At 70.5% G+C, this 25,800-nt stretch carries 21 protein-coding genes; 2 read left to right on the top strand and 19 right to left on the bottom strand.

What is annotated here, in order from left to right:
• The first annotated feature begins 71 nt into the window (after positions 1-71).
• Complete coding sequence (locus tag HYZ11_06945) at positions 72-1,250, top strand: inositol-3-phosphate synthase (GenBank protein ID MBI3127324.1); 1,179 nt, start codon at positions 72-74, stop codon at positions 1,248-1,250.
• A gap of 493 nt (positions 1,251-1,743) precedes the next feature.
• Here the strand turns inward: HYZ11_06945 and HYZ11_06940 are convergent, their stop codons facing one another.
• From HYZ11_06940 to HYZ11_06920, 5 genes are all read right to left on the bottom strand, one after another.
• Entirely contained in the window at positions 1,744-2,706 is a 963-nt protein-coding gene (locus HYZ11_06940; protein ID MBI3127323.1) for a D-2-hydroxyacid dehydrogenase family protein, read from the bottom strand.
• A 7-nt stretch (positions 2,707-2,713) separates the two neighbouring features.
• Positions 2,714-3,790, bottom strand: a complete 1,077-nt coding sequence (locus tag HYZ11_06935; protein MBI3127322.1) for an ABC transporter ATP-binding protein — start codon at positions 3,788-3,790, stop codon at positions 2,714-2,716.
• A 9-nt stretch (positions 3,791-3,799) separates the two neighbouring features.
• Positions 3,800-5,524, bottom strand: a complete 1,725-nt coding sequence (locus HYZ11_06930) for an iron ABC transporter permease (protein ID MBI3127321.1) — start codon at positions 5,522-5,524, stop codon at positions 3,800-3,802.
• 327 nt (positions 5,525-5,851) lie between these two features.
• Positions 5,852-6,868, bottom strand: coding sequence for an extracellular solute-binding protein (locus HYZ11_06925; protein MBI3127320.1), 1,017 nt, complete (start codon positions 6,866-6,868; stop codon positions 5,852-5,854).
• A gap of 310 nt (positions 6,869-7,178) precedes the next feature.
• On the bottom strand, positions 7,179-8,072 hold the full coding sequence (locus HYZ11_06920; GenBank protein MBI3127319.1) for a 4-hydroxy-tetrahydrodipicolinate synthase: 894 nt from the start codon (positions 8,070-8,072) through the stop codon (positions 7,179-7,181).
• A gap of 409 nt (positions 8,073-8,481) precedes the next feature.
• Between HYZ11_06920 and HYZ11_06915 the strand changes: the two genes are divergently transcribed.
• Positions 8,482-9,528: a D-alanyl-D-alanine carboxypeptidase gene (locus HYZ11_06915; GenBank protein ID MBI3127318.1), complete on the top strand. Its 1,047-nt coding sequence runs from the start codon at positions 8,482-8,484 to the stop codon at positions 9,526-9,528.
• 147 nt (positions 9,529-9,675) lie between these two features.
• Here HYZ11_06915 and HYZ11_06910 read toward each other — a convergent pair whose 3' ends face one another.
• From HYZ11_06910 to HYZ11_06845, 14 genes are all read right to left on the bottom strand, one after another.
• Positions 9,676-10,887 (bottom strand): O-antigen ligase family protein, encoded by a 1,212-nt coding sequence (locus tag HYZ11_06910; protein MBI3127317.1) that lies wholly within the window; start codon positions 10,885-10,887, stop codon positions 9,676-9,678.
• A 52-nt stretch (positions 10,888-10,939) separates the two neighbouring features.
• On the bottom strand, positions 10,940-12,088 hold the full coding sequence (locus HYZ11_06905) for a glycosyltransferase family 4 protein (protein ID MBI3127316.1): 1,149 nt from the start codon (positions 12,086-12,088) through the stop codon (positions 10,940-10,942).
• Positions 12,085-13,236 carry a glycosyltransferase family 4 protein gene (locus HYZ11_06900; GenBank protein MBI3127315.1) on the bottom strand — a complete coding sequence of 384 codons (1,152 nt, stop codon included), beginning with the start codon at positions 13,234-13,236 and terminating at the stop codon, positions 12,085-12,087. Before HYZ11_06900 ends, HYZ11_06905 begins: the two co-directional genes overlap by 4 nt.
• A gap of 22 nt (positions 13,237-13,258) precedes the next feature.
• Positions 13,259-15,028: a hypothetical protein gene (locus tag HYZ11_06895; GenBank protein MBI3127314.1), complete on the bottom strand. Its 1,770-nt coding sequence runs from the start codon at positions 15,026-15,028 to the stop codon at positions 13,259-13,261.
• Positions 15,025-16,221 carry a glycosyltransferase family 4 protein gene (locus HYZ11_06890; protein ID MBI3127313.1) on the bottom strand — a complete coding sequence of 399 codons (1,197 nt, stop codon included), beginning with the start codon at positions 16,219-16,221 and terminating at the stop codon, positions 15,025-15,027. Before HYZ11_06890 ends, HYZ11_06895 begins: the two co-directional genes overlap by 4 nt.
• Positions 16,218-18,032 carry an ATP-binding cassette domain-containing protein gene (locus tag HYZ11_06885; GenBank protein MBI3127312.1) on the bottom strand — a complete coding sequence of 605 codons (1,815 nt, stop codon included), beginning with the start codon at positions 18,030-18,032 and terminating at the stop codon, positions 16,218-16,220. Before HYZ11_06885 ends, HYZ11_06890 begins: the two co-directional genes overlap by 4 nt.
• Positions 18,029-19,192: a glycosyltransferase family 4 protein gene (locus HYZ11_06880; protein ID MBI3127311.1), complete on the bottom strand. Its 1,164-nt coding sequence runs from the start codon at positions 19,190-19,192 to the stop codon at positions 18,029-18,031. The genes HYZ11_06885 and HYZ11_06880 overlap by 4 nt, the downstream gene beginning before the upstream one ends.
• A complete protein-coding gene (locus HYZ11_06875) occupies positions 19,180-20,292 on the bottom strand; it encodes a glycosyltransferase (GenBank protein ID MBI3127310.1) in 1,113 nt (370 codons plus the stop codon). The genes HYZ11_06880 and HYZ11_06875 overlap by 13 nt, the downstream gene beginning before the upstream one ends.
• Complete coding sequence (locus HYZ11_06870; GenBank protein MBI3127309.1) at positions 20,285-21,106, bottom strand: glycosyltransferase family 2 protein; 822 nt, start codon at positions 21,104-21,106, stop codon at positions 20,285-20,287. Before HYZ11_06870 ends, HYZ11_06875 begins: the two co-directional genes overlap by 8 nt.
• Entirely contained in the window at positions 21,106-21,303 is a 198-nt protein-coding gene (locus tag HYZ11_06865) for a Trm112 family protein (GenBank protein ID MBI3127308.1), read from the bottom strand. Before HYZ11_06865 ends, HYZ11_06870 begins: the two co-directional genes overlap by 1 nt.
• Positions 21,304-21,428: 125 nt before the next feature.
• Positions 21,429-22,490 carry a glycosyltransferase family 9 protein gene (locus HYZ11_06860; GenBank protein ID MBI3127307.1) on the bottom strand — a complete coding sequence of 354 codons (1,062 nt, stop codon included), beginning with the start codon at positions 22,488-22,490 and terminating at the stop codon, positions 21,429-21,431.
• Positions 22,487-22,990 carry an adenylyltransferase/cytidyltransferase family protein gene (locus HYZ11_06855; GenBank protein ID MBI3127306.1) on the bottom strand — a complete coding sequence of 168 codons (504 nt, stop codon included), beginning with the start codon at positions 22,988-22,990 and terminating at the stop codon, positions 22,487-22,489. Before HYZ11_06855 ends, HYZ11_06860 begins: the two co-directional genes overlap by 4 nt.
• Positions 22,987-23,976: a bifunctional hydroxymethylpyrimidine kinase/phosphomethylpyrimidine kinase gene (locus tag HYZ11_06850; GenBank protein ID MBI3127305.1), complete on the bottom strand. Its 990-nt coding sequence runs from the start codon at positions 23,974-23,976 to the stop codon at positions 22,987-22,989. Before HYZ11_06850 ends, HYZ11_06855 begins: the two co-directional genes overlap by 4 nt.
• A complete protein-coding gene (locus HYZ11_06845; protein MBI3127304.1) occupies positions 23,973-25,706 on the bottom strand; it encodes an HAD family hydrolase in 1,734 nt (577 codons plus the stop codon). The genes HYZ11_06850 and HYZ11_06845 overlap by 4 nt, the downstream gene beginning before the upstream one ends.
• Positions 25,707-25,800: the final 94 nt, after the last annotated feature.

The raw sequence follows: 25,800 nt of genomic DNA, 5'->3' as shown, positions 1-25,800 counted from the left end.
AAAAGGGCCGTTCCGCAACCCCTTTCCAACATTCGCATACGGCAGCCGTTTGGATCGGAGGAACGCTTTCCATGCCACCCATCCGCATCGCCATCGCAGGGGTAGGAAACTGCGCCAGCTCCCTCCTCCAGGGCCTGGAGTTCTACCGCCACAACCCGGAGGCCGGGACGGGCCTCATGCACCGGGACCTGGGCGGCTACGGCCCCGAGGACATCCGCCCGGTGGCGGCCTTCGACATCGACGTGCGCAAGGTGGGGCGGCCTCTCCACGAGGCCATTTTCGCGCCCCCCAACTGCACGAAAATCTTCTGGAAGAAACTGCCGGACTACGGGGTGCGGGTGGAGATGGGCCCCATCCTGGACGGCGTGGCCCCCCACATGGCGGAGTTCCACCCCGACCAGACCTTCGTCCCCGCCGAGGCGGACCCGGCCGACGTGGCCGGCATCCTGCGCAAGAGCGGCGCCGAGGTACTGCTGAACTACATGCCGGTGGGCTCCGAGGAGGCCGCCCGCTTCTACGCCGAGGCCGCCCTCGGAGCGGGCATCTCCTTCATCAACTGCATGCCGGTCTTCATCGTCTCGGACCCCGCCTTCGCCGCCCGCTTCGCCAAGGCGGGCATCCCCGTCGCGGGCGACGACCTCAAGGCCCAGCTCGGCGCCACCATCCTCCACCGCACCCTGGTCAAGCTCTTCTCCGACCGGGGGGTGAAGGTGAAGCGCACTTACCAGCTCAACACCGGCGGGAACACCGACTTCCTCAACATGCTGGAGCGCTCCCGCCTGAAGTCCAAGAAGATCTCCAAGACCTCCTCCGTCCAGAGCCAGCTCCCCGAGCCGCTGCCCGCCGAGAACATCCACATCGGCCCGAGCGACTTCGTGCCCTGGCAGAAGGACAACAAGATCTGCTTCCTCCGCATCGAGGGCGAGGGCTTCGGCGGGGTGCCGCTGGAGCTCGAGGCGAGGCTCTCGGTCGAGGACTCGCCCAACTCGGCCGGGGTCCTGATCGACGCCATCCGGCTCGTCCAGCTCGCCCGGGACCGCGGCGAGGCGGGGCCCCTCTACCCGGTGAGCGCCTACCTGATGAAGCACCCGCCGGTCCAGATGGCGGACGAGCGCGCCCGCCAGATGATCGAGGCGTTCATCGCGGGCGAGATCCAGGCCTCCCAGCCGCTGGAGGGCGCCTCCCTCAACGGGAACGGCAACGGCCACCCCTCGGCGGCCGAGGAGAACCACCCGCCCCTCTCCCTCTAGCGCCGCGCCCGGCCGGCCCTCACTCCGCTCCGAATTTCAAAATCCCGCCCCCGGCCAGGGGCGGGATTTTTGTTGTCCCTTCGATGCCCTTCCCGCCTGAAGAAGGACGCCGCCGCCACCCCTTTTTGTGGGCCGCGGGTGGGGGCGAGGCATGCCTCGCCCCTACGAAAAAAACCTGCCGCGGCAGGATTTTTTACCGATCCATGAACCTGCGCGAAATTGCGGTAACGGGCCCGGAGCGGCGGGGGCGTACCTTCCCCTGGGGGCCTCGCCCGCCGGGGCACCCCCGCCCTCCCTGCGCGGGCCGGAGGGGAAGCTCGAGGTTCTGTCTGGAAAAAGGCGCGGGAGAAAGGGGGTGTCTACGATATTCCACGATATTCCCGCCAGGAAAATGAAGACGCGCGGCGGGAAAGAGGCCGTCATTTCGGGATTTTCCCCGATATTCTTCGAGGCAAAAAAAATTTCGCCGCTCCCGAAGTGCGGCCCCGGCCCCTCAGGCGTCCCCGGTGACGACGTTCCGGGGGCGGCCCTGGAGCCAAGCCTCGATGTTGTCCACCGTCAGGGAGACGAAGCGGCCCTGGGTGCCCTCGGTGTCCCAGGCGGAGTGGGGGGTGAGCAGGACGTTATCGAGCGCGCGGAGGGGGGAGCCGGCCGGCAGGGGCTCGTCCGGCTCGAAGACGTCGAGGCCCGCCCCCGCGATCTTCTTCTGGCGCAGCGCCTCGCAGAGGGCCTCCATGTCCACCAGGGCGGCGCGGGCGGTGTTCACGAGGTAGGCGGCGGGCTTCATGCGCGCGAGGCGCTCCCGGGAGAGGAGCCCGCGCGTCTCGGGAGTGGCGTGGAGGAGGAGCACCACGAAATCCGCCCCGAGGCACTCCTCCAGGGAGGCCGCCCGGGCGCCCTCCGCGGCGGCGCGGGCGGGCGTCATGTTCTTCGACCAGGCCAGCACCCGCATCCCCAGGGCGGCCGCCATCCGGCAGACCCGCCGGCCGATGTTCCCGAACCCCAGGAGGCCCATGGTCTTCCCCTCCACCTCGACGCCCGGGCGCCGGGGCCAGCCGCCCTCCTTCATGGCGGGCACCATGAAGGGCATCTGCTTGGCGAGGGCGAGGAGGAGCATGATCGTATGCTCAGCCACGGAGGGGGCGCTCGCGGCCGGGGTGACGGTGACGGTGATCCCGCGGGCCCGGGCGCGCCCCATGTCGATCATGCGGGGGCGGGTGCCCATCACCGAGATCATCCGCAGGGCCGGAAGGCGATCGAGGATGTCCGTGCTCTTGAAGTCGGTCTTGTAGCGGGTGGTGAGGATGATCTCGGCGCCCCCGAGGCGGTCCAGCAGGGCCTCGGGACTTTGGGCCGTGTCGCCGTGGTAGGAGACGGCGCCCAGTCGCCGGAGCCGCTCCAGCGCCTCGGAGCCCGGGAAGAGGCGATCCCCGTCGTCCGGGATGACGATGCGCACGGGGAGGCTAGTTGTCTTGGACGAGGATGACGGCGCGGGGCTCGATGAGGAGACGCACCCGGCTGCCGGGGGCGAAGATGCGGTCCGGGTCGCTCTCCACGCGGAGGAGGTCGGGCAGCCCCTTCACCCTCACCCGGTAGTCCACCGAGTTCCCGAAGAAGTACTCCTGCGTCACCTCCCCCTCTAGCACGTTCAGGCCGTCGGTGGGCGTGGCCGAGGGCTCGGCGATATGGATGCGGTGGGGCCGGATGGAGGCGACCTGCCGGCCGCCGGTGACCGCGGAGCCGTTGGTCCGGAGCTTCAGGCCCTCCCCCGCCACGAAGAGGCCCGGCTCCTGGGCCGAGCCCTCGACGCAGTTCGTCACCCCGATGAACTCGGCGACGAAGCGGGTGCGGGGGTGATTGTAGATCTCCTGGGCGTCCCCCACCTGCTCGATGCGGCCGTGGTTCATGACGCAGATGCGGTCACTCGTGACCATTGCCTCGGACTGGTCGTGGGTGACGTAGATGCTCGTGATGTGGAACTCGTCGTGGAGGCGGCGGATCTCGAAGCGCATCTCCTCGCGGAGGCCGGCGTCGAGGTTCGAGAGGGGTTCGTCCAGGAGGAGGATGGAGGGTTCCACCACCAGGGCCCGCGCGAGGGCCACCCGCTGCTGCTGGCCGCCTGACAGCTCGGCCGGGTAGCGCCCGGCCAGGTGCTCCATCCGGACCACCGAGAGGATGTAGCGCACCTTCTTCTCCGCCTCCTGGGCCGTGACGTTCCGGAACTTGAGGCCGTAGCCAACGTTCTGGAAGACGGTCTTGTGGGGCCAGATGGCGTAGCTCTGGAAAATCATGCTCATGGAGCGGCGCTCGGGCGGGAGCACCCAGCCCGTGCGGGAGACGACGTTCCCGTCCACCCGGATCTCCCCTCCGTCGGGATCGAGGAAGCCCGCGACGAGGCGCAGGGTGGTAGTCTTCCCGCAGCCCGAAGGGCCGAGGAGGGAGACCATCTCGCCGTGCTCGATCTGGAGGTCGATCTCGTCCACGGCCCGGACGCCGGTGCCGAAGATCTTGAGGAGCTTCCCGAGAGAGAGCGTCGCCACGCGGGTCCCCTATGCCTTCATGAAATCGCGGCCCGCCAGGCGGAACCCGGCCAGGACGGCGACGAGCGTGATGAGCAGGAGCACCACCCCCAGGGCCGAGATGGCGCCCAGGAGGTTCTCCTCGTACAGGTCGATGATGACGACCGAGATGACCTTCGTGTTGGTGGTCCAGAGCAGCACCGAGGCACTGAGCTCCCGCAGCGAGGGCATGAAGACCAGGATCCAGGAGGCGACAAGGCCCACCTTGAACAGGGGGATGGTCACGTCCCAGAAGACCTGGATGCGGTTCGCGCCCAGGATGCGGCTGCACTCCTCGAGCTCGGGATGCACGCTCATCAGCGCGGCGTTGCTCGTCTGGAACGCCAACGGGAGGTACTTGGTCAGGTAGGCGAAGAACATGATCCACAGCGTGCCGTAGAGGACGAAGGGCTGCTTCGTGTAGGCGGCGAAGAGGCCCACGGCCAGCACGATGCCCGGAATGGCGATGGGCAGGGTGGCGAGGAAGCTCATGTACTGGTGGCCCCAGACGATGCGGCGCTGGGAGACGTAGGCGATGACGCCGGCCAGGCCGGCGGCCGCGGTGGCCGCGGCGACGGCCAGGCCGATGGTGTTCCCGATGGAGCCCCACACGGCGTCGTTGTTCCAGATGAAGACGTAGTTGGCGAAGGTCATGTTGTCCCAGGTCAGCCCGCCCCCCAGGGTGCGCATGAACGAGGTGAGGAGCAGCGCGACGTAGGGCAGCACGACGGCGCAGGCCAGCGGGATGAGGCACAGGGCGAGGACGGGGTAGCGCCACGCCCCGAGCTTCTGGGGGCGCCGCTGGCCTCCCTTGCCCCCCACGGTGGCGAAGCCCCGCTTCCCGAGAATCCGGCCGCGCGAGTATATCAGCCACACGGCGACGACCAGCATGGGCATGGAGTACGCCGCGGCCAGCCCCACTAGGTTCTCCTCGGAGGCCATGAAGGCCCGCAGCTGGGTCGTCATGACGTGCATCCGGGCCGGGATGGCCAGGATGGCCGGGGTGCCGAAGAGGATCATGGCCTCGAGCACCGCCATGATGAAGCCCGCGAACAGGGCCGGGAGCACCAGGGGTAGCGTGATGTTCACCATGGTCGAGAAGGTGCCGCCCCCGGCGATGTTCGCGGCGTCCTCGATGTCGGAGGAGATGTTGTTGAGCGCGGCCATCACCACGATGAAGACCAGCGGGAAGGTATAGAGGGTGATGGCGAAGATCACGCCCCCCAGGGAGAAGATGTTGAACAGGTAGGAATCGTCCCCGGCGAAGGTCACCGCGCGGAAGATATCGTTCAGCCAGCCCTCACGCGGGCCGGCGAGGAAGATCCACGCGATGGCCCCGAGGAAGGGAGGCGTGACGAAGGAGGCGAGGATGAGGTTCCGGATCATGTTGGCCATGGGAATGTCGGTGCGGCTCACGCACCAGGCGATGGAGGCGCCGATGACGAGAGAGAGGACGCCGACGGAGAGGGAGATCCAGAGCGTGGCCACGATCGGGCTGTAGTAAAGGGGATTGCTGAACGCCTCCACGTAGTTCATCAGCGTCCAGCCGCCCTCGTCGCCCTTCGCCGTGAAGCTCTCCTTGAAGAGGTAGAAGATCGGATTGAGGATGAGGATGGCCAGGATGACGGCCGTGCCTATCCAGAAGAGCGTGGTGTAATCGAACCCGCGCCGGAAGGGCTTCTGCACTACCGTCGCCGGCGAAAGAACCGTTGCCATCCTGAACCTCATCCATCCGGGCTGGGGATGCGTCCCTCTCCCGCGGCAAGAGAGGCAGGCCAAGAGAAAGTTTGCGTCGGGAGGGCCCGCGCCCGCGAGCCCGGAAAATCCCCGAACGGAAGGAGCGGCCTTCCACGCCTCCCGTCCCATTCCCCGAAACATCCTTACGGTGCCCCGAATTCTAGCGGCCTAGCGGGGGGCGGTCAAGGAGCCCCTACAGCGAAGGGTTTCAATGCGTTGGATGAAAATCCGGCCGGGAGGTGCGGGGAGGCGAAAAAAAGGGGGCGGGGGATGCCCCCCGCCCCCCAATCCTTCACTCCGCGGCGCCTAGACCCCGAACAGCTTGCGGAACAGCTGCTGCATGTTCTTGTTCTCCTTCTTCAATACCTCGGGAGAGATGACCTCGAGTTTCAACTCGTCGAGGCTCGGAAGCCCCTTCGGATACTTCACGCCCGGATGGCCGACGTAGAGGAAACGGTTGGCGAATATCTGCTGGCCCTCGAGGCTGAACATGTAGTCGGTGAATACCTTGGAGGCATTAGGATGGGGCGCCTTCTTCAGGATGGAATTGGGCGAGGAGACCAGGGGCACACCCTCCGCCGGGATCACCACCTTGAGCGGCTCGCCCTTCTTGATCGCCTCGAAGAGCCCGTAGGAGACCGTGCCCGCCCCCACGTCCGCCTCGCCCCGGGCCACCAGGGGGATGGAGGCGAGGGCCGACTGGACGACCTTCGGCTTGTTGGCGGCGAGCTTCTTGTAGTAGTCCTCGCCGTGGTGCTTGATGTTGAGGAGCATGCCGTTGGTCACGAACCCGCTGTAGGCCGGATGGGAGTGCACCATCCGGTTCTTCCACTTGGGATCGGTGAGATCCTTCCAGCTCTTGGGGGCCTCGGCCGCCGAGACCTTGGCGGAGTTGTAGAAGGGCACGAGCACGGCCGCCCGGAGGATGGTCCATTGACCGTGATCGATCACGAAGGAGCGGTTGAACTTCTCCGTTCCCTTGGGCTTGTAGGCGAGGAAATGCTTGTCCTTCATGGCGAGGAAGTGGCCGTAGTTCGAGGTGTGGTACACGTCGGCCACGTAGATGTTCCCCTTGGCCTCCTGGAGGTAGCGCTGATAGAGCTTGCCCGAGCCGTCGCGGTGCACGATGCACTCGATGCCCGGGTGCTTCTTCATGAACTTCTGGCAGACCTCCTGCGCCACGGGCAGGGAGACCGCGGTGTACCAGGTGACCTTGCCCTCCTTCTTGGCGGCCCGCGGGACGGCGTCCTCCGCCGCGAGAGCGGGGCCGGCCGCAAGCAGGACGGCCGCCGCAATGAGCCCGGGCATTCGCGATCTGGTCATGTTTTTCTTCTCCTCATAAAGAGATGCGCTGTGGCGGCCCGGGAGCCGCCGGCCGGAAAGAAAAGAGAAGGCCCCATGACGCCTGTTGCTTCGGCCGCACCCGGATTTAAAGCGAAGTAGATGGTTTATGAGGATAAGAAATTATACTGGCACCCATCCGGCGGGTCAAGGGAAAAGCCGGGCGGCCGGCGTCTATCCCATTGAGGAAGAAGGGGATAAGGGCTTTGCGCCCCGAATGGCCTGCGGCGCGCGGCCAAAGGAAAAGGGGGCGGGGATGCTCCCCGCCCCCTCCGGTTGCGCGCCTGGAAAGCTAGACCGTCACCGTCTCCGGGATGAGCCCGTAGGACTTCGCGAAGGCCTCGAGCTTCTTCATGTTGGCCGCCGAGGGCGGGCAGAGCGGCAGCCGGTACTCCAGCTTGAGCCTGCCCATCATGGCGAGCGTGGCCTTGGCCGGGATGGGGTTCGTCTCCACGAACATCATTTGGTTGAGCTCCCACATCTTGTAGTGGAGCCTGAGCGCGCGCGCGCGGTCGCCGTCGAGCTGGGCCTGGCACATCTCGGCCACGTCGGCGGGGGCCACGTTGGCCGTGACGGAGATGGTGCCCACCGCCCCCATCGCCATCATGGGGAGGGTCACGAAGTCGTCCCCCGACAGCACGATGAAGTCCTTGGGGACCTTGGAGATGATCTCGCAGGTGTTCGAGATGTTTCCGGTGGCCTCCTTGACGCCGACGATATTCGGGATTTCGGCGAGGCGGGCGATGGTGTCCGCCTGAATGGAGATCACCGTCCGCCCCGGCACGTTGTAGAGGACGATGGGGATGTCGGCCGACTCGGCGATGGCCTTGAAGTGCTGGTAGAGGCCTTCCTGGGTCGGCTTGTTGTAGTAGGGGGCGACCAGCAGGGCGCCGTCGGCGCCCGCCTTCTCGGCGAACCGGGTCCGGCGGACGGCCTCGGCCGTGCTGTTGGAGCCCGAGCCCGCGATGACCGGGATCCGCCCGGCCACCTGCTCGATGACGATCTCGATGACCCGGTCGTGCTCCTCGTGGCTCAGGGTCGCCGACTCGCCCGTGGTGCCGCACGCGACAATCCCGTGGGTGCCGTTCTCCAGATGGAAGTCCACCAGGGAGCGGATGCCCGCCTCGTCGAGCTGTCCGTTGCGAAAGGGGGTGACCATCGCCACGTACGAGCCTCTGAACCGCATTTCCTTCTCCTTTTTCCGCCATTTCCTGAGCGGCATGGGTTACGCCCCCCCCGCAGACGGGCACCCTTTCACAGCAGGGCGGCGGGCCGTCATCCTCCCGGGATTGAGCCATCCTAACAAAGGGCGCCCCAGGGAGCAAGAAACCGGTCCCCTTGGCGTCCGGCCGGCCCTCAACCAATCCCGGCGGCACGCCCCCTGCATCTGCCCGGCTGAGCAAAATTATGCGAAATGGGCGGATTTTCTTTGACAATTTTAATGGCCGCCATATAATCCTTCAGGCAAATCAGATAGTTGGATAAGCAGGCCAAGAAACCGCTTCAAGTCATGCCCTCCGCCCGGGGCACGAGCCAAGGGGGCTTGCATGTCTTGCAAGGGAAGTTTCTGCCCGGGGCGGCGGCCGGCTGGCGCCATGGCCTTGGCGCTGGCCGGCGTTCTCTTCCTCCTTCCTCTCACCCCGCTTTCCCGGGCGGAAGGAGCGTCATCCCGCTCCAAGGCGCCCGCGCGGGAGCCCAGGCCCACCTACCGCTCGGCCATCCTGATCGAGGCCGACTCCGGCCAGATTCTCGCCTCCCATAATCCCCGGCTGCCCGTCATCCCGGCCTCCATCGTCAAGATGATGACCGCCTACATCGCCTTCGAGCACATCCGGGCGAAGAAGGCAGCCATGAGCGACCGGGTGAAAATCTCGCGCGCGGCGTCGCGCGTGGGGGGCCATCAGGTGTACCTGCGGCCGGGAGAGGTGTTTGCCTTCCGGGATCTGCTCAAGGCCGTCATGATCAGCTCGGCGAACGACGCCGCCTTCGCGGTGGCGGAGCACGTGGCCTCGAGCGAGCCGGCCTTCGTCCGGCTGATGAACCTGCGCGCCAGGCAGCTCGGCATGGCGGACTCGCGCTTCGTGAACGTCAACGGCCTGCCCGAACGGAACGGCAGGCCCTCCAACCTCATGAGCGCGCGCGACGCCGCCCTCCTCGCCCGGCGCCTCATCCGGGAATACCCCTTCGTCCTCGAGTGGACCTCGACCCGGACGGTGCCCTTCCGCCCAGGCAAGTTCAACCTCCGCAACACCAACCGCCTGGTGGGCCAGTTCGAGGGCCTCGACGGGCTGAAGACGGGCTTCACGCCGGAATCGGGCTTCAGCCTCGTGGCCACGGCCAAGCGGGGGAAGGTGCGGCTCATCAGCGTCGGGTTCGGCTCCCCGCAGTCCCAGAGCCGCTTCAACGACGCGAAGAGGATTCTCGCCTGGGGGTTCTCGAACTACTCCCACATCGCGTCGAAGAACAACGTCCGGACCATCCTGAGGCCGGGCCTGGAGGGCGCCGCGCTCGAGCTCGCGCCGGAGGCCTTCCAGCTGACGTTCGAGGGAGGGGACGCCAAGAAGGCGGGGGCGGACGGCCGGATGGATCCGTTCGCCGAGGCCTTCATGGCCAAGGAGACGGGAGTGCTGCAGCTGCGGTAAGAGCGGCGCCGGAAGGGCTCCCCGGGTTCTCTGTCTCTCTCCCGTAGGGGCGAACCTTGTGTTCGCCCAGGATTTTAGCCCGGAAAGGGCGATGACAAGCATCGCCCCTTCGGACCCCCAAAGGAACGACGTTGCGAGGTCCCCCGCCTAGCCCCCCTTCTTCTCCTCCGCCATGAAGGGGAGGGCCATGGCGAAGAAGGCGATCATGAGGACCTCGGAGTCCCCGAAGTTGTACTCGAACAGCCCCGCCGCGAAGAACCCGGCAGCGGCGGCGAGCCCCGCCAGCGTACGGAAGCGCCGCCCGGGCGGGGCCTCCTCCAGCCCCCGCAGGCACCGCCCCACCAGCCAGAAATAGCCCCCGAAAGCCCACAGCCATGCCGCCAGGGCGGGGAAACCCCTCTCCGCCGCCAGGTGGAGCAGGTTGTTGTGCAGATGCCCCGTGCGCTGCTTCTGCGCCTTGGGGTTCGCATAGGCGGGATATTCGCGCTTGATCCGGCCCGGCCCCGCTCCCAGCAGCGGATGGTCCAGCGCGATGCGAAGGCCGCTCTCCCACATCAGGAGCCGCTCCACCCGGGTGGGGTCCTTGGCGTCGGCGAGACTGAGGACGCGGCTCCGGAGCGAATCGGGGGCCACGACCCAGGCGAGGGCGGCGACGGCGGCGGCGGCGGCGAGCACCTTCCAGCTCCGGCCCGCCAGCGCGAGCGCCGCGACCGCCACAGCGAGCCCGATCCACGCGTTGCGGCTGAGGGTGCCCAGCAGCGCCGCCCCCATGAGCGCGGCGGCCGGATAAACCCACCACGCCCGCCGGTCCCGGCCGAACACGAAGAGATAGGCCAGCGCCGCCGTCCCGGCCACCATCAGGTAGCCTCCCAGCGTCATGTAGATGCTGAAGAAGCCCGACATCCGGCGGGCGAGGCTCAGGGGCCCGGCCAGGGAAGCCGCGAGGGTCCAGGCCGAGGCGGCGGCGGCCGAGAGGAACAGCGCCCTCGCCAGGCGGTCCGCCTCCCACTCGTCCCGCACGACGTTGACGGCGAAGTAGAAGAGGAAGATCTGGAACAGCTTGCGGGCGTCCCAGAGGCTCTTCCAGTGGCCTTCCGCCGTGGCCGCGCTCGCCAGGGTGAGGAACGCGAAGACCAGCCACGGCCAGAACAGGGGGAACCGGTTGCGGAAGATGTTGGGCTCGAAGTTGACCGAGGCCAGCCAGGCAACGGCGCCGGCGTATCCGAAAAGCTGCGCCACCGAGATGGAGAAGGGGGAGAAGAGGACGAAGCCGATCATGCAGATGAAAGCCGCCCGGGAGAGGGGGGTGCGCGCCTCCAGCCGCCCGCGCAGCTCCTCCCAAAACCTCCGCCCAGCCATCAAAGCTGAAGTCCCGTGCGCGGTCCGTGTCATCACGCGGCCCTTATACCAGCTAGCGCGGACGGGCGACAGGCTCCCGCCGGAGCGCGATCCCCTGCAGGACAGCCTCGTACTCCCCGGCCACCCGGCTCCACGTCCTCGCCTCGGCCCGCCGCCGGCCGTTCTCCCCCAGACGCCGCGCGAGCTCCGGCGAGGCCAGCAAGCGAAGGACCGCCTCCGCCACCGCCTCGGGCCGGTCCGGGTCGGCCAGGAGGCCCGATTCGCCCTCGGCCACGGCCTCCCGCGCCCCACCGGCCAGGCCCCCGATGACGGGCTTCGCGCAAGCCCCGGCCTCGAGGTAGGCGATTCCGAACGCCTCGACCGCGCCCTCCGCCCGGTCCTCTCGCCCCGGCATCGCGAAGAGGTCGCAGGCCTGATAGTAAGCGTGCTCTCCCCGCCCCAACTCGCCGGAGGAGATCTCCCCCAGGAACCTCACCCGCTCCGCCACGCCTAGATCCCGCGCCAGGCGGCGCAGGGCTCCCTCCTCCGGGCCCCTCCCCGCCACGAGATAAACGACATCCGGAAAGCGATCCGCCACCCGGGGGAGCGCCCGGATCACGCCGTCGAAGCCCTTGACCCGCGCCAGACGGCCCACCGAGAGGATCACCCGCCTCCCCTCCAGGCCCAGCCGCTCGCGGACGGTCTCCCCCGCCCCGGGCGGGTCGAAGCCCTCCACGTGCACCCCGTTCGGGATGGCGTGGGTCTTCCCTTCGGGCAGGCCCATCGCGACCAGCCGCTCACGCGCGTAGCGGCTCACCGCGATGATCGCATCGGCCTCCCCGAGAGCGGCCACGAGGGCTTCGCGGCGGGGGGAACCGTACACCTCGTTGCCGTGGACCACCACGGCCAGGGGCAGGCCCGCCAGCCGGCGGAGCAGGAGGGCGGGCCGGAGGAAGTCCGCCCGGTGGGTGAGGAGCATCGCGTCGGGCCGCTCCGCCAGCGCCCGGCCCACGAAGGCGGGCCAGAGCAGCGGCTTCCAGCCGACGCGGCGGACACGGGCGGGGGCGGTCTCGGCATCGATGTGGGGATCGGGCTCTCTCCCCCGGGCGAGGACGCTCACCTCGTGCCCCCTCCCGGCCAGGGCGCCCGCCAGCCGCGCCGAGAGCGTCTGGACCCCTCCCACCCCGGGCGGATAGGCCGGAGCGCCGACCAAGAGCCTCACCGGGCCTCCGCGCGGGGGGCGGCCTTCCCGGCGGCGACCTCCCGGTAGAGCGCCTCGGTCGCGTCCGCGTTCGCCCCGACGGAGAAGCGCAGCGCCAGCGCGCGCGCCGCCCGGCCCATGGCCCCCGCCAAGCCGGGCTCGCGGGTGCGGCGGATGAGGCGGGCGATCTCCTCCGGGTCCGTAGGCTCCCTCAGCGCCAGCCCGTCCACCCCGTCCGTCACGATCTCGGCCCCCCCGCTCATCGAGGAGAGGACGCAGGGAAGCCCGCAGGCCAGGGCCTCGAGGCAGACGTTCCCGAAGGGCTCGTAGAGAGTGGGAAAGACGAAGGCGTCCGCCGCCCGGTAGAGCTGGGGCGCCGGCACCTCCATCCCCAGGAAGCGCACGCGCTCCGCCGCGCCGAGCCGCTCCGCCAGGCGGCGGTAAGGGCCGATCGTGCCGCGCCCGGAGACGAGGAGGAGGGAGTCCTTCTCCTCCACGCGCGCGAAGCCGGCGATGAGATGGCGCAGCCCCTTGCGGAAGAAGCCGCTCCCCACGTAGAGCACGGCCCAGGCGCCCCCGGGAACCCCGATGCGGCGGCGGATGGCCTCGCGCTCCCCTGCGCGGGGCGGCGCGAACTCTTCGGGATCCACCCCGTTGTAGATGACGGGCACGTCCTTCAGGCCGAAGTGGCGCCGGATCTCTTCCGCCCCCCGCTTGCTGATGGCCGTCACGCGCCGGGCCCCGCCCTCCGCCATGAGGCGCCGCTCGATCCGGCAGAGGACGGCGTGCAGGGGGTCGAGGCGCCTGGGCAGGCGCTTCCAGGGGGGCAGGTGGCGGGCCGAGACCTCCAGCCACTCGCGGTGGACCCCCTCCCCCGCCCGGTAGATGTCGCAGGAGAAGATGCGGTCGCAGGAGTGGACGACGTCGAAGGCCTCTCGCGCCAGGGCCGCCTGCGCGCCCCGGGCGAAGCTCAGCACCTTCTGGAACGAGAAGATTCCCCGGACCTGGACTGGGTGAAAGCGCACCGAGGGATGGGGCAGCTCGGGGCACCGCCGCGCGATGAGGTGCACCTCGTGGCCGCGCCCCGCCAGCTCCCGCGCGAGGAGCCACACGTAGCGCTCCACTCCGCCGTGGCGGTGGACGGCGGAGCGGACGAGGGCGATCTTCACGGCGGCTCCTCCGGGCGGGCGGCTAGAAGTGATCGGCCGTCCGCTTGGAGATGAGGTGCTGGCCGAGGGCGAGGTGGGAGAGGCCCGAGGTCTCGAAGGTGCGGATGGCGTCCTCCGGGCTCGATACGATGGGCTCGCCGTGGAGGTTGTAGGAGGTATTGAGGACGCCCCCAATCCCCGTCAGCCGCTCGAACTGGGAGATGAGGCGGTGGTAGTCGGGGTTGCAAGAGGCCTCCAGGATCTGGGGCCTCAGGGTGCCGTCGTAGGCGTGGCAGGCGGCCATGAGGTCCTCCCGCCCGCGCGGGGTGCTGTCGAAGGTCAGCATCATGTAGGGCGAGCACAGGCCCTTGGGGTTGACAATGTAATCCCCCGCCCGCTCGGCCAGGATGGTGGGCGCGAAGGGCATCCAGAAGTCCCGGCTCTTGATCATCTTGTTGATGCGGGCCACCACGCGGATGTCGCTCGGGTTGGCCAGGATGGAGCGGTTGCCGAGCGCCCGCGCGCCGAACTCCTCGCGCCCCTTCACCCGGGCCACCACCTCCCCATTGGAGAGGAGCCGGGCCACCTCGCCCTCGATGTCCTCGAAGCGGCGTACCACGTGCCTCCTAGCCACCCCGATGCTCTCGATGGCCTCGCATGCCTCGTTCTCGAGGATATCCCGGCCCAGGTAGAGCGGGCCCAGCGGCTGGCAGCGCCGGGAGGCCTTCGGGTTCTGGGCGTGGAGCCAATAGGCCGCGCCGATGGCGTTCGACTCGTCCCCGCAGCTCGGCAGGACGAACAGCTCCCGTATCTCCTCGAGCGCCGCGATGCGCTGGTTGGCCTTCACGTTCATGAAGACGCCGCCGCTCAGCGCCACCCGGCCCTCCCCCGCCGCCGCGACGCCCGCGCGCGTCCACTCGACGAGCATCTCCTCCAGGAGGTCCTGGCCCGCCGCCGCCACCCAATCGAAGCGGTGCCGGGCGAGGTTCTCCATCAGGAAGCGGAAGCGCTCCCGCCGCACCTTCCAGCGGAAGCGGGGCGGGTCGGAGGGGTCGAATTCGATCATCTTGGACATCACTTCGTAGGACTTCTTCTTGCCGTAGTCCGGGGCGTAGGGCGCCAGCCCCATCACCTTGTACTCGTGCTCGAGCTGGCGCATCCCCAGGAAGAGCGTGATCAGGCTGTAGAAGCTCCCGAGCGATCCGGCCGAGCTGGGGGAGGCGGAGAGGCGCCGGATGCCCTCGGGCCCGGCGGTGTTCCAGGTGGCGCAGACCCCGTCGCCCGAGGCGTCGTTGGTGAGAACCGCCGCCCGGCGGGGCCTCCCGCCGGCGAAGGGCGAGCCGTAGAAGGCGGCCGCCGCGTGGGCCATGTGGTGCTCGACGATGTGGATCTTGGACTTCGAGACGCCCAGGTGGTCCACGATCTGCTGGAAGCGCTGGCTGTTCGAGATGAGGGTCTTCCCCGGGGAGTCGGAGGCCAGGTTGAGCTTCTTCCCCACCCGCCGCACCTTCCGGCGCAGGGCGCTCATCTTCTTGATGCCCAGGTACTCGTCGATGTAGCCGTCGTCGCGCGTCACGAGGTCGAACCATTCCGCACCCATCGCCTCGTGCCCGGCGAGGGCGACGGCGGAGAGGTCCTCCCCCCTCAGCCCGGCCTGGGCCAGGACGCCCTCGACGGCGCGGCGGGGATACGCCCCCTCGTTCTTCCGGCGGGTGAAGCGCTCCTCGCTCATGCAGGCGGCCACCTCGCCGTCCCGGAGGAGGCAGGCCGTGGCCAGGTGGGAGTCGTTGATGCCGAGGATGAAGTCCGTCACGCGGACGCCCCCCGGCGCTCGCGCAGCGCCTCCCGGTAGATATCCACAATACGGCGGGCCACCACCCGGCGGTCGAACTCCTCCTCGGCCCGCCGGCGCCCCGAGGCCCCCATCGCGCGCGCGGCCCCGGGGTCGCGCCTGAGCCGATCGAGCGCCCCGGCCAGCGCCGCCTCGTCCCCGGGGGGGACGAGCAGGCCCTCCTTCCCTTCCCTCACGATCTCCTCCACGCACCCCACGCGGCTGGCCGCGACCGGCCGCCCCGCGGAAAGATAATCGAAGAGCACCCGGCTCGTCCCCTCGGATCTGCGCGACGGGAAGGCCAGCGCGTCGCAGGCCGCGAACGCCTCCCTCATCGAGTCGAGGAAGCCGGGGAAGACCGTCCGCCCGGCGATGCCGAGCTCCTCCGCCAGCCCCTTGAGGGCCCCCAGGTCCTCCCCCTGGCCCACGACCACCACCCAGGGGGGGTCATCCCCGTCCATGCGGGCCGCCGCACGCAGGAGCACATCCTGGCCCTTCAGCCAGAGCCGCACGCTCCCCGCCGCGCCCACCACCCAGGCCCCAGGCGGAATGCCCCACGCCTGCCGGAAGCGCTCCCCCCTGGCCTCCGGATCGAAGGCCGAGGCGTCTCCGCCCCCCATCACGGTGCGGAAGCGCGCGGGAGAGAATCCCGCACCGTCCACGTACCCCCGCCGGATGCGCTCCGAGACGGCCACCACGCGGTCCGTTCCCCGCGCGTAGAGCCACCGGTTGAAGAGATGCCCCCGCACCGGCCGCATGATGTGGCGGCTGCGGACGAGGACGGGCCCGCTCCGCCCCGGCCAGGCCGCCGCCGCCAGCCAGTGCTCCACCCCCCGGTGGACATGGACCGCGTCCACCCCGTGCTCGCGGGCCAGCCGCCTGAGCAGGGCCAGGTCGCGCAGGTAGCTGTCCAGGCGGAAGTTGTTGCTCGCCTCGATGAAGCCCACCTCCCGCACCCCCTCTCCCCGGGCGCGCGCGGCCAGGGCCCGGCCGCGCTCCACGCCGCGGCAGAGGAGCATGACGCGGTGGCCGATCTCCTGAAGGCCGATGGTGAGCGAGGTGGCTGCCCAGGCGTCCGAGCTCCATCCCCGGCAGGTCATGATCTGCAGGATGGAGAGGGGCCGGGCCTCGTCCCCCCGCGCGGGCGGGGCGTCCCGGAGTGCCTCCTGCCTCATGCCGCTCCGCCCGGCCCGCGGAGCAGGGGGAGCGGCTCCTCGGGGCGGAGGTCCTCCGGCGCGCCCGGGGCGAACTGCATCTCATGGAGCTTCCGGTAGAGCCCGCCCCGCGCCATGAGCATTTCGTGCGTGCCGAAATCCACGAGTTGGCCGTCGTCCAGGACGGCGATGGCGTCCGCCGCCCGGACGGTCGAGAGCCTGTGGGCGACGACCACGGTGGTGCGTCCCCTCGTCAGGCGCTCCAGGGCCTCCTGGATGATCTTCTCGCTCTCGGAGTCGAGGGAGCTGGTGGCCTCGTCCAGCAGCAGGATGGAGGGGTCGCGCAGGATGGCGCGGGCGATGGCGATGCGCTGGCGCTCCCCGCCCGAGAGGCGCACTCCCTCCTCTCCCAGGACGGTGCCGTAGCCCTGCGGCAGGGCGGAGATGAACCCGTGGGCGTTGGCCGCGCGGGCCGCGGCCTCGACGGCCTTCGGGTCCACCGGTCCCTCGACGGCATAGGCGATGTTCGCCGAGACCGTGTCGTTGAAGAGGGTGACGTGCTGGCCCACCACGGCGATCTGGGCGCGCAGGCTCTGGAGGTCGAGCTCCGCTCCGTCCGCGCCGTCGTACAGGATCCGTCCCGACGCGGGGACGTAGAAGCGCGGGATGAGGTCGAGCAGGGTGGTCTTGCCCGCCCCGCTCAGACCCACCACGGCCAGGACCTTCCCGGCCGGGATGTCGAGGCGGATGTCCCGCAGGACGGGCGCCGTCTCGTAGGCGAAGCTCACCCCTTCGAAGCGGATGCCCTGGGAGAGGCGGCCCATCTTGCGCCCGTCCGGGTTCGTCTCCTCCGGCCCCTGGGCGTCGATCAGCTCGAAGACCGCCTGGCTCCCCGCCAGCCCCTCCATGAGGGTGTGGTAGACCCGGGTGAGGGACTTGAGCGGGCTGTACACCATGCCGATGGCCACGAGGAAGCTCGACAGCTCGCCGGCGGTGACCTCCCCGCGCATCACCATGAGCGCCCCGAGCCATAGGATGACGCCCGCCAGGACGCCCCCGATCCCCTCGACGAGGGAGGGCGCCAGCGCCCGGACGCGCATGGCTCCCATGACCTGCCGGAAGAAGGAGAGGTTGGCCCGGGCGAAGCGCTCTCCCTCGTAGCCCTCCGCCCCGAAGGCCTTGACCACCCGGATCCCCGCGTAGGTTTCCTTCATGAGGGCGCTCAGGATGCCGATGCGCTCCTGGGAGCGGCGGGTGATGCGGCGCACCTTCTCACCCATCCGCGCGATGAGGAAGCCCACCGGCGGGAACACCGCGAGAAAAATAAGGGTCATCTTGGGGTTCTGGTAGACGGCCACGCACAAGAGGGCGATGAAGGTGAAGAAGTCCCGGCCCAGGTCCCGGATGGAGCTCGTGGCCGCCTTCTGCATCAGCGAGATGTCGTAGAGGCTCTTCGCCATCAGCTCGCCGGTGGTCTTCCCCTCGAAGAAGCGCATGGGCAGGCGGACGAGATGCCGGTGGAGCTCGTTGCGCAGGTCCATCACCACGCGCTGGCCCACCCAGTACATGAAATAGGACTGGCCATAGGCCACCACCGCGCGGATGCCGAAGACGGCCACCACCGCGGCCGAGATGAGAAAGGCCATCCCCATGTCGCGCGCGATGAGCACGTCGTCCACCGCGTACTTCACCAGGAGGGCGGGGGCGGCCCCCAGGCTGCCCACGACGAAGGTGCAGAGCACGGCCAGCCCGAACCGGCCCCAGTAGGGCCGCAAGTAGCCGAGGAGGCGGAGATAGGTCTCGGCTTGGGTCTGGACCCGGCTCCCGCTCACGAGCGTTCTCCGGCGTAAGAGATCGCGAGAGAGGGATCGAGGAGCTTCAGGTATATCTCCTCCACCCGTTCGGCCCGGCGCTCGCGCGTGAAGTGCGCCTCCACCCGCCGCCGCCCGGCTCGCCCGTAGGCGCGCCGGAGCCCCTCGTCCGCGAGCAGCTCCCGCAGGGCGGCCGCCAGCCGCGAGGCGTCCCCGTCCGGCACCACCCGGGCGGTGACGCCGTCCTCCACGGTGTCGGCCAGGCCGTTCCGGTCGGTCACCACGCAGGGCAAGCCCACCGCCATCGCCTCGAGCACCGCCCGGCAGCTCCCCTCCGAGCCCGGCGCCATCAAGGCGAAGAGGTCCAGCGCGGCGAGGACCTCGGGGAGGTCCTCCTCGTGGTAGCCGGGGAAATCGACCCAGTCCTCCAGCCCCAAGTCCCGCACCCGGCTCCTCAGGCGCGGCAGGAACTCCCCCTTCCCCACCACCGCGAGGCGCGCGCCGGGGACCTCGCGCGCCACTTGCCGGAAGGCGTCGAAGAGGAGGAAGTGCCCCCGGTCCGGGGCCAGACGCGACACGATGCCGACGAGGGGCGTCCCCGGCGCCTGGCCCAGGATGGCCCGCCCCTTCTCCCGCGCCTCCGCCGGGGGCGGGGCGAAGCGGCCGAGGTCCACCGCCCCGGGGACCACGTGGAGGCGCTCCGGCGGGAGGGCGGCGCGGTCCGCCAGGACGCGCGCGATGTGGCTATTCGGGGCGATGACCGCGGCGGCGCCATTCAGGAGAAAGCGGGTGAAGGGATTGCCTTTCACCGCCCGGGGATGATGGACGGTGCGGACGAGGCGCACCGGGCGCCGGCACAGCCGGAGAGCCGGGAGCGAGAGCCAATGGTCGGCGGAGAGATGGGCGTGGAGGATGTCGGTCTCCGCCTCCTCCAGCATCCCCGCCAGCCGCCGGACGAACCGGCCGACGCGCCAGGGGTTCAGGCTCCGGGTGGGATCGAGGTCGGGCGCCTGGGGGAACCCCAGGCGCTCCGCCCGGGCCTCCAGCGCCTCGCCCGGGCCGCAGAGGAAGCGCACGCGGTGGCCCCGGGCGGCGAGGTCCGCCGCGAGGAAGAGGGCCGGCTCGGCCGCCCCCGTCCACCAGGGGCTGCTGATCACATGGACCACGCTCAGCGGGCGCACGCGGCGAGCACCTCCTCGTAGGCGTGGACCGTCTCCTCCAGCATCCGCTCGAGGGAATGCCGCTCCCGCGCGAAGACCCGGCCGGCTTCACCCATCCGGGCGCGCCGCGCCGGATCTTCGAGCAACTCCCGCACGGCGGCGGCGAGGGCCGGGGGATTCCCCACCGGCACCACCACCCCCGCCCCCGAGGGCAGGAGCACCTCGGGCACCCCGCCGACGTCCGTCCCCACGACGGGGAGCCCCATCGCCATGGCCTGGAGCGCCACCTGGGGGATGCCCTCGGTGCGCGTCGAGGCGATGACGAGCAGGTCGAGCCCGGCCATCACCTCGGGGATGTCCTCCCGGTAGCCGAGGAAAGAAACCGTCCCGTCCAGCACCCCGAGGCGGCGGGCCTCCTCGCAGAAGATGTCGCGCCAGTGGCCGTCCCCCACCACGAAGAAGCGGGCGGCGGCGCCCTGCTGCCGCAGGAGGCGGGCCGCCTCGAGGAAGTGCTCGTGCCCCTTGCTCTTGCGGAGCTGGGCCACGATGCCCACGGCCGGGACGCCCTCCGCCAGGCCCATCTCCTCCCGGAAGAGCTTGGGCGGGATGCCCTCGCGGAAGCGCGCGAGGTCCACGCCCGTGGGCAGCACCTTCACGCGCGCCCCGTCGCAGAACCCCCCCTCCACCAGCATCCCCCGGATGCGCTCCGCCGTGGTCATCACGAGGTGGGGGAGCCGGTAGGCGAGGTTGAGCCTGTGCCCGCTCACGGGGATGGAGACGTGGCGGGTGCGGACGACGGTGAGGCCCAGGAGTCTTCCCGCCAGCCCCGCCAGCCAGCTGTCCTTGCTGCTGTGGGTGTGGACGATGTCGGGCCGCTCCTCGCGGAAGGCGCGCAGGAAGCCCCAGAGCGCGGCCGGGTCGGAGACGAAGCGCATCCGCACGGGGCGGAAGGGCACCCCGGCCCGCTCCGCCTCCCGCCGGAGAAGGCTCCCGGGCTGGCCGATCAGGAGGACGCGGTGGCCCCGCTCCCGGAGGGAGACGGCCTCCAGCAGGATCCGCTTCTCCTGGCCGCCCCAGCCGGGGGAGGCCTCGGTATGGATCACCCGCAGCATCCTAGCCACGCGTCCCCCGGCGCCTCTCCCACAGGAAGGCGGTCCGCATGAAGACATAGAAGGCCCCCCCGGCCGCGGCGATGAAACCCTCGATCCCGTCCCGCCAGCCGCCCTTTAGCACATAGCCCTTCGCGAACCGCCCCGCGGGGCGGAGGAGGAGGTCGCGAAGGCGGACGGCCCCGGCCTGCCCGGACCGTTCTTCCGCCGCCAGCGCCGCGTACCGGACCTGGCGGGCGAAGTACTCCTCCAGCCGCTCGTAGCTCCGGTGCTCGAGGGGGGCGGTCAGCTCCCCCACCCGGCCCTCCACCTCCACCGACTCATGGACGGCCTTATCGCTGAACCGGCCCCGGGCCTTCCGGAAGAGGCGGATCTGGTGGTCGGGCCAGAAGTCGCCGCGGCGGAGCCACTTGCCGAAGAAGATGTTTTTACGGGGCATGCGGTAGCCGTCGCAGGGGCCGTCCGCGGCGAGGACTTGGAGGATCTGCGCCTTGAGCTCCTCCGTCACCCGCTCGTCAGCGTCGAGGCTGAGAACCCAGGGATGGCGCGCTTCTCCCAGGGCGAGGTTCTTCTGGGCGGCGTAGCCTCCCCAGGGGCGCTCGAGGACCACGGCGCCGCGCGCACGGCAGAGCTCCTGGGTGCCGTCCGAGCTGCCGCTGTCCACCACCACGATCTCGTCGGCCCAGGCGGCGCTCTCGAGGCAGGGAATGACGCGGGCGGCCTCGTCTCGCGTGACGATGGCCACGCTCAGGGCCGCCCGGCCGGGAGCCGCCCCCGCGCCCGCCTCCGCGCCCACGGGGCGCTCCGCCACCCCGGACACGGCCATCAGCCCTTTGACTGCGACTTTTCCCACTCGTCGAGCGGAATGGCCTCGTCCACGAGCATGACGGGAATGCCGTCCTCGATCCGGTAGACGAGCTTCGACTCCCGGCAGATCAGGAAGTTCTCGTCCGCGCTCAACTCCAGCGGCTTCTTGCTCACCGGGCAAGCGAGGATCTCCAAAAGCTCCTTGTCGATCGCCATCTTTGCTCTCTCCTCGGATATTCGCGTCCAAAATGGCGGCTCCCGGCGTCCCGGCCGGAAGGGAAACCAATCAACATCTTATCTTTCAACTACTTATGCGGCCACGCATCCTTATTCTGGCACATTTAGCGGTATTTTTCATGGGTTTTCCAAAGCGCAAGAAGCCCCCGCGCGGCCTCCTCCGCCCCGATCCGGTCCAGGCACTCGATGTCCGGGCAGGAGCGCCCGTAGCAGTCGCTGCAGGCCAGGCGGCGATGGAGGACCTTGTGGCCGGGCCCCCAGGGGCCGTTGCGCACCGGATCGGTCGGCCCCATGACGGCCAGGCACGGAAGCCCCAGGGCGGCGGCCAGGTGGGTGGGGCCCGTGTCGCCCCCCGCGAAGCAGTCCCCCCGCCGGATGAGGGCGGTCATCTCGCGGATGCCGGTTTCGGGCGCGACGGCGGCCCCCGTCCGCATGGCGGAGGCCACCTCGCGCACGCTCGCTTCCTCGCTGGGGCCCCAGGTGAGGAGCACGCCCCCGCCGCTTTCTTCCCGCCAGGCGTCCCCCAGCGCGGCGAAGCGCTCCGGCGCCCAGCGCTTGGTCGGCCAGCCGGCGCCCGGGTGCATGACGAGGAGAGGGCGCCGGCCGAGGAGCCCCTCCCGGCGCAGGAAGGCCTCGGCCGTTTCCCTCTCCTCCGGCCGCTCGTGAAGCGGGAAGCGGCGCGCCTCGGGCGGCGGTATCGGGATGCCCAGCGGCTCGAGCAGGCGGAGGTTCTTCTCCACGACGTGATGGGGATGGGTCGGAAGGAGCGCCTGGCGGTTGGTGAAGAGGACGTTCATTCCCTCGCGGCAGGCGCGGTGCTCGAAGCCCACCCGCGTGCCCGCGCCCGACGCCCAGGCCAGGAAGCCGCTCTTGAGCAGCCCTTGGGCGTCGATGGCCACGTCGGCCTCAAGCCGCCGGATCGCCCCGAGATCCCGGCGCATGACCGCGAAGCCCCCGGCCGGCAGCTTGCGCCGCCAGGCCCGGGTGTCCACGGTCAGCACCTCGTCCAGGTCGGGGTTGCCCTGGAGGAGGCGGCTCGGGCTGGGCTCGGCCGCCCAGGCGATGCGCGCGTCCGGCCAGGCGTCACGGATGGCGGAGGCCAGGGGCAGGGCGTGCACCACGTCGCCCACCGCCCCGAGCCGGATGATCAGGACGCGGCGGCTCATCGGAGGGGGCGTCCCCCCAGGCGCGCGGCGATGCCGGTCGAGGAACGGTCCATGGGGTCCCCGCAGATGGCCACCTCCCCCCCGTAGCTCCGCACCGTCTCCCGCTCGGGCACGGTCTCGGCGGTGTAGTCGGTTCCCTTGGCGTGGACGTGGGGCTTGAGGGCGAGAAGGAGGCGCGAGACGTCCGTCTCGTCGAAGAGCAGGAGATAGTCCACCGGCTCCAGGCAGGCGAGCAGCTCCAGCCGATCGGCCTCCGGCGTGAAGGGCCTGCCCTCCCCCTTGAGCCTGCGGGCCGAGGCGTCGCTGTTCACGGCCACCACCAGCGCGTCCCCGAGCGCCCGGGCCTCCCGTAGGTAGCGCACGTGCCCCACGTGGAGGATGTCGAAGCAGCCGTTCGCGAAGACGACCCGCTTGCCCTCCGCCTTCAGCCGCTCCGTCTCCGCCCGGAGCGCCTCAAGCGTCCGGAGCTTCCCCGCGCAGGAGTCCTGGGCGCCCCTCACGGCGCGTCCTCCAGGGCCCCCGCCAGCTCCTCCGCCTCCACCACGGCCGTCCCCATCTTCATCACCACCAGGCCGGCGGCGCGGTTGGCGATCTCGGCCGCCTCCGCCATCGAGGCCCCCGCCGCGAGGGAAAGGGTGAAGGCCGCGATGACGGTGTCCCCCGCCCCGGTCACGTCGGCCACCTCGTCCGTCCCGTAGATGGGGATGTCCCGGCGGGGCGCCCCGCGCTCGAAGAGGCTCATGCCCTGGGAGCCCCGGGTGATGAGCACCCCGCGCGCCCCCGTGCGCTCGAGCAGCGCCGCCCCCGCCGCGTCCAGCTTCTCGCCCTCGGGCCAGTAGCCCAGCAGGGTTTCGACCTCCTCCTCGTTGGGGGTGATCGCCGTGACCCCCCGGAAGCTGTCCCCGGCGTAGCGGCTGTCCACCGTCACGACGATCCGCCGGGCCGCCTCCTGGGCCGCCTCCCGGACGGCGGGGGTCACCACCCCCAGGCCGTAGTCCGAGACGATGATGGCGTCCGCCCCGCCCTCCGCGAGCCTGGCGATGGCGGCGGCGACCTTGGCCTCCGTGCCGGGATCGAGCGGGAGGCGCTTCTCGTGGTCCACGCGGATGACCTGCTGGCGCGCGGTGTTGCGCCCCCCGGCCAGGATGCGCATTTTGGTCGGCGTCACGCGCAGGGGATCGGCGAAGAGAAGATCGGTCCCGATCCGGCGGCGCTTGAACGCCTCGCAGAGGCCGCGGCCCGCGCCGCCGTCCCCCAGGGCCCCGACCGCCGTCACCTTGCCCCCGAGCGCGGCGGCGTTCATGGCCGCGTTCCCGCCCCCGCCGGGGATGATCTCGCGCCGCTGGAAGTCCAGGACGAGCACCGGAGCCTCGCGGCTGATGCGGGAGGTGTTCCCGTAGATGAACTCGTCCGCGATGTAGTCCCCCACCACCGCCACCCGGAGCGAGGGAAAGCGCTTGAGGTAGCCCGCCAGACGTCCGCTCATGCGCGCTCCTTCCCCGCCTTCCCGCACCCGGCGTTCTCCAGGATCATCTCCACCGCGTGGTAGGCGTCCTCGGCGACGAGGTCGGGCGGGCGGGGCCAGCTCTTCCCCCGGAGCTCGCGCTCCCCCCGGCCGTAGCCCGTCAGGAGCAGAACGGAGCGGCAGCCGGCCGCCCAGCCCGCCTCGAGGTCGGAGTACTTGTCCCCCAGCATGAACGATCGCGCCAGGTCCACGTCCAGGTCCTCGGCCGCCTTGAGCAGCATCCCCGGGAGGGGCTTCCGCATCCGGCACTCGGCCCGGAAGGCGGCCTCCTCGGCGTCCGGGAGGTGCGGGCAGTAGTGGAGCGCGTCCAGCCGCGCCCCGCGGCTGGCCAGCTCCCGCGCGAGCTTCTCATGCACCTTCCCGATCATCCATTCGGGGAAATACTTCCGGGCCGCGCCCGCCTGGTTGGTGGCGAGAATGGCCAGCCACCCCGCCTCGTTCACCATGCGCACCGCCGCCGCCGCGCGCGGCAGGAGCTTGAAGTCGTCGAGGTGGGTCACGTAGCCCACGTCGACGTTCAATGTCCCGTCCCGATCGAAGAAGACCGCCGGCCGGCCGCTCACCCGCTCTCCTCTCCCCGCGCCGGGAGCCCCGCCTCCCGCCCCGCCGCCAGCAGGGCCATGACCTCCGCCGCCACCCGCTCGGGCGCGATCTCCCGCATGCAGCGGTGGTGCCCCAGCGGGCAGGTCCGCTCGAAGCAGGGGCTGCACTCGATCTCCCGCCGGATCACGCGATGGTTCGCTCCGCGGGGGGCCGTGCGCCGGGGATCGGTCGGGCCGAAGAGCGCCGCCGAAGGCGTCCCCACGAGGGCCGCCACGTGCAGCGGCCCCGTGTCGCCCGACACGAAGGCGTCGAGCCGCTCCAGCAGGGCGGGGAGGATTCTGAGGCGGTCGCGCCCGGCGAGGTTCACGGCCGCGTCTCCCGCCTCCCGGCACAGCCTGGCGGCCGCCTCCGCCTCGCCCGCTCCCCCCAGGACCACCACCCGCGCGCCCGCCTCCTTCGCCAGCCGCCGGGCCAGGGCGCCGAAATTCTCGGGGGGCCAGGTCTTGGACTCCCCGAAGAAGGCGCCGGGATGGAGCCCCACCAGGGGCCGGGCTTCCCCCACCCCCGCCTCGGCCAGGAGCCGCTCCGCCGCGCGCGCGTCCTCGGCCCGCACCCCGAGCCGGGCTTGGCGCACCGAGGGGCGGATTCCCGCCCCCTCCAGTATCCCCAGATAATAATCCACCAGATGGGGGGGCGGGGACTCGGGCGGGGGCGCCAGCGGATCGGTCAGGAGCCAGCCGCGCCCCTCGGTGGCGTAGCCCACCCGCCGCCCGCCGCCGATCCAGCGCGCCAGGAGGGCCGAGCGGAGGCTGTTCGGGAGGAGCCACACCGCCCCAGCTCCCTCCAGGCGCCGCCGGAGGGCCCAGGCGCCCGCCCAGCGGCCCTGGGCGCCGCCCAGGCGGTGGACGCCGTCCACCCAGGGGAAGGCCTCGAGGAGGCCCGCCGTCCAGGGGCTGCACACCGCCTCGACCCGGGCGCCGGGAAAAGCCGCCCGCAGGGAGGCGAAGAAAGGGGCGGCCATGGCCGTATCCCCAATCCAGCTGGGGGCCAAGACGGCGTGGCGGCCCTTCATCTCCCCCGCGGCGGGAGCCATCGGCTTCTCCTGGCGGAGCGGCACAAAACCACAAAGAAACCCGCGCCGCCCCCATCATGCGGACGGGCCACGCTATCAACCGCCCGGGACGCAGTCAATCAGAGGCTTACGGGGATTCGTTTTGCATCCCAGCGGCGGCTCGTATAGGG

Source organism: Candidatus Tectomicrobia bacterium, assembly GCA_016192135.1.
Lineage (GTDB): Bacteria > UBA8248 > UBA8248 > UBA8248 > UBA8248 > 2-12-FULL-69-37.
Note: the sequence above shows the minus strand (reverse complement) of the source record. Positions and strands in the feature narration are given on the sequence as shown.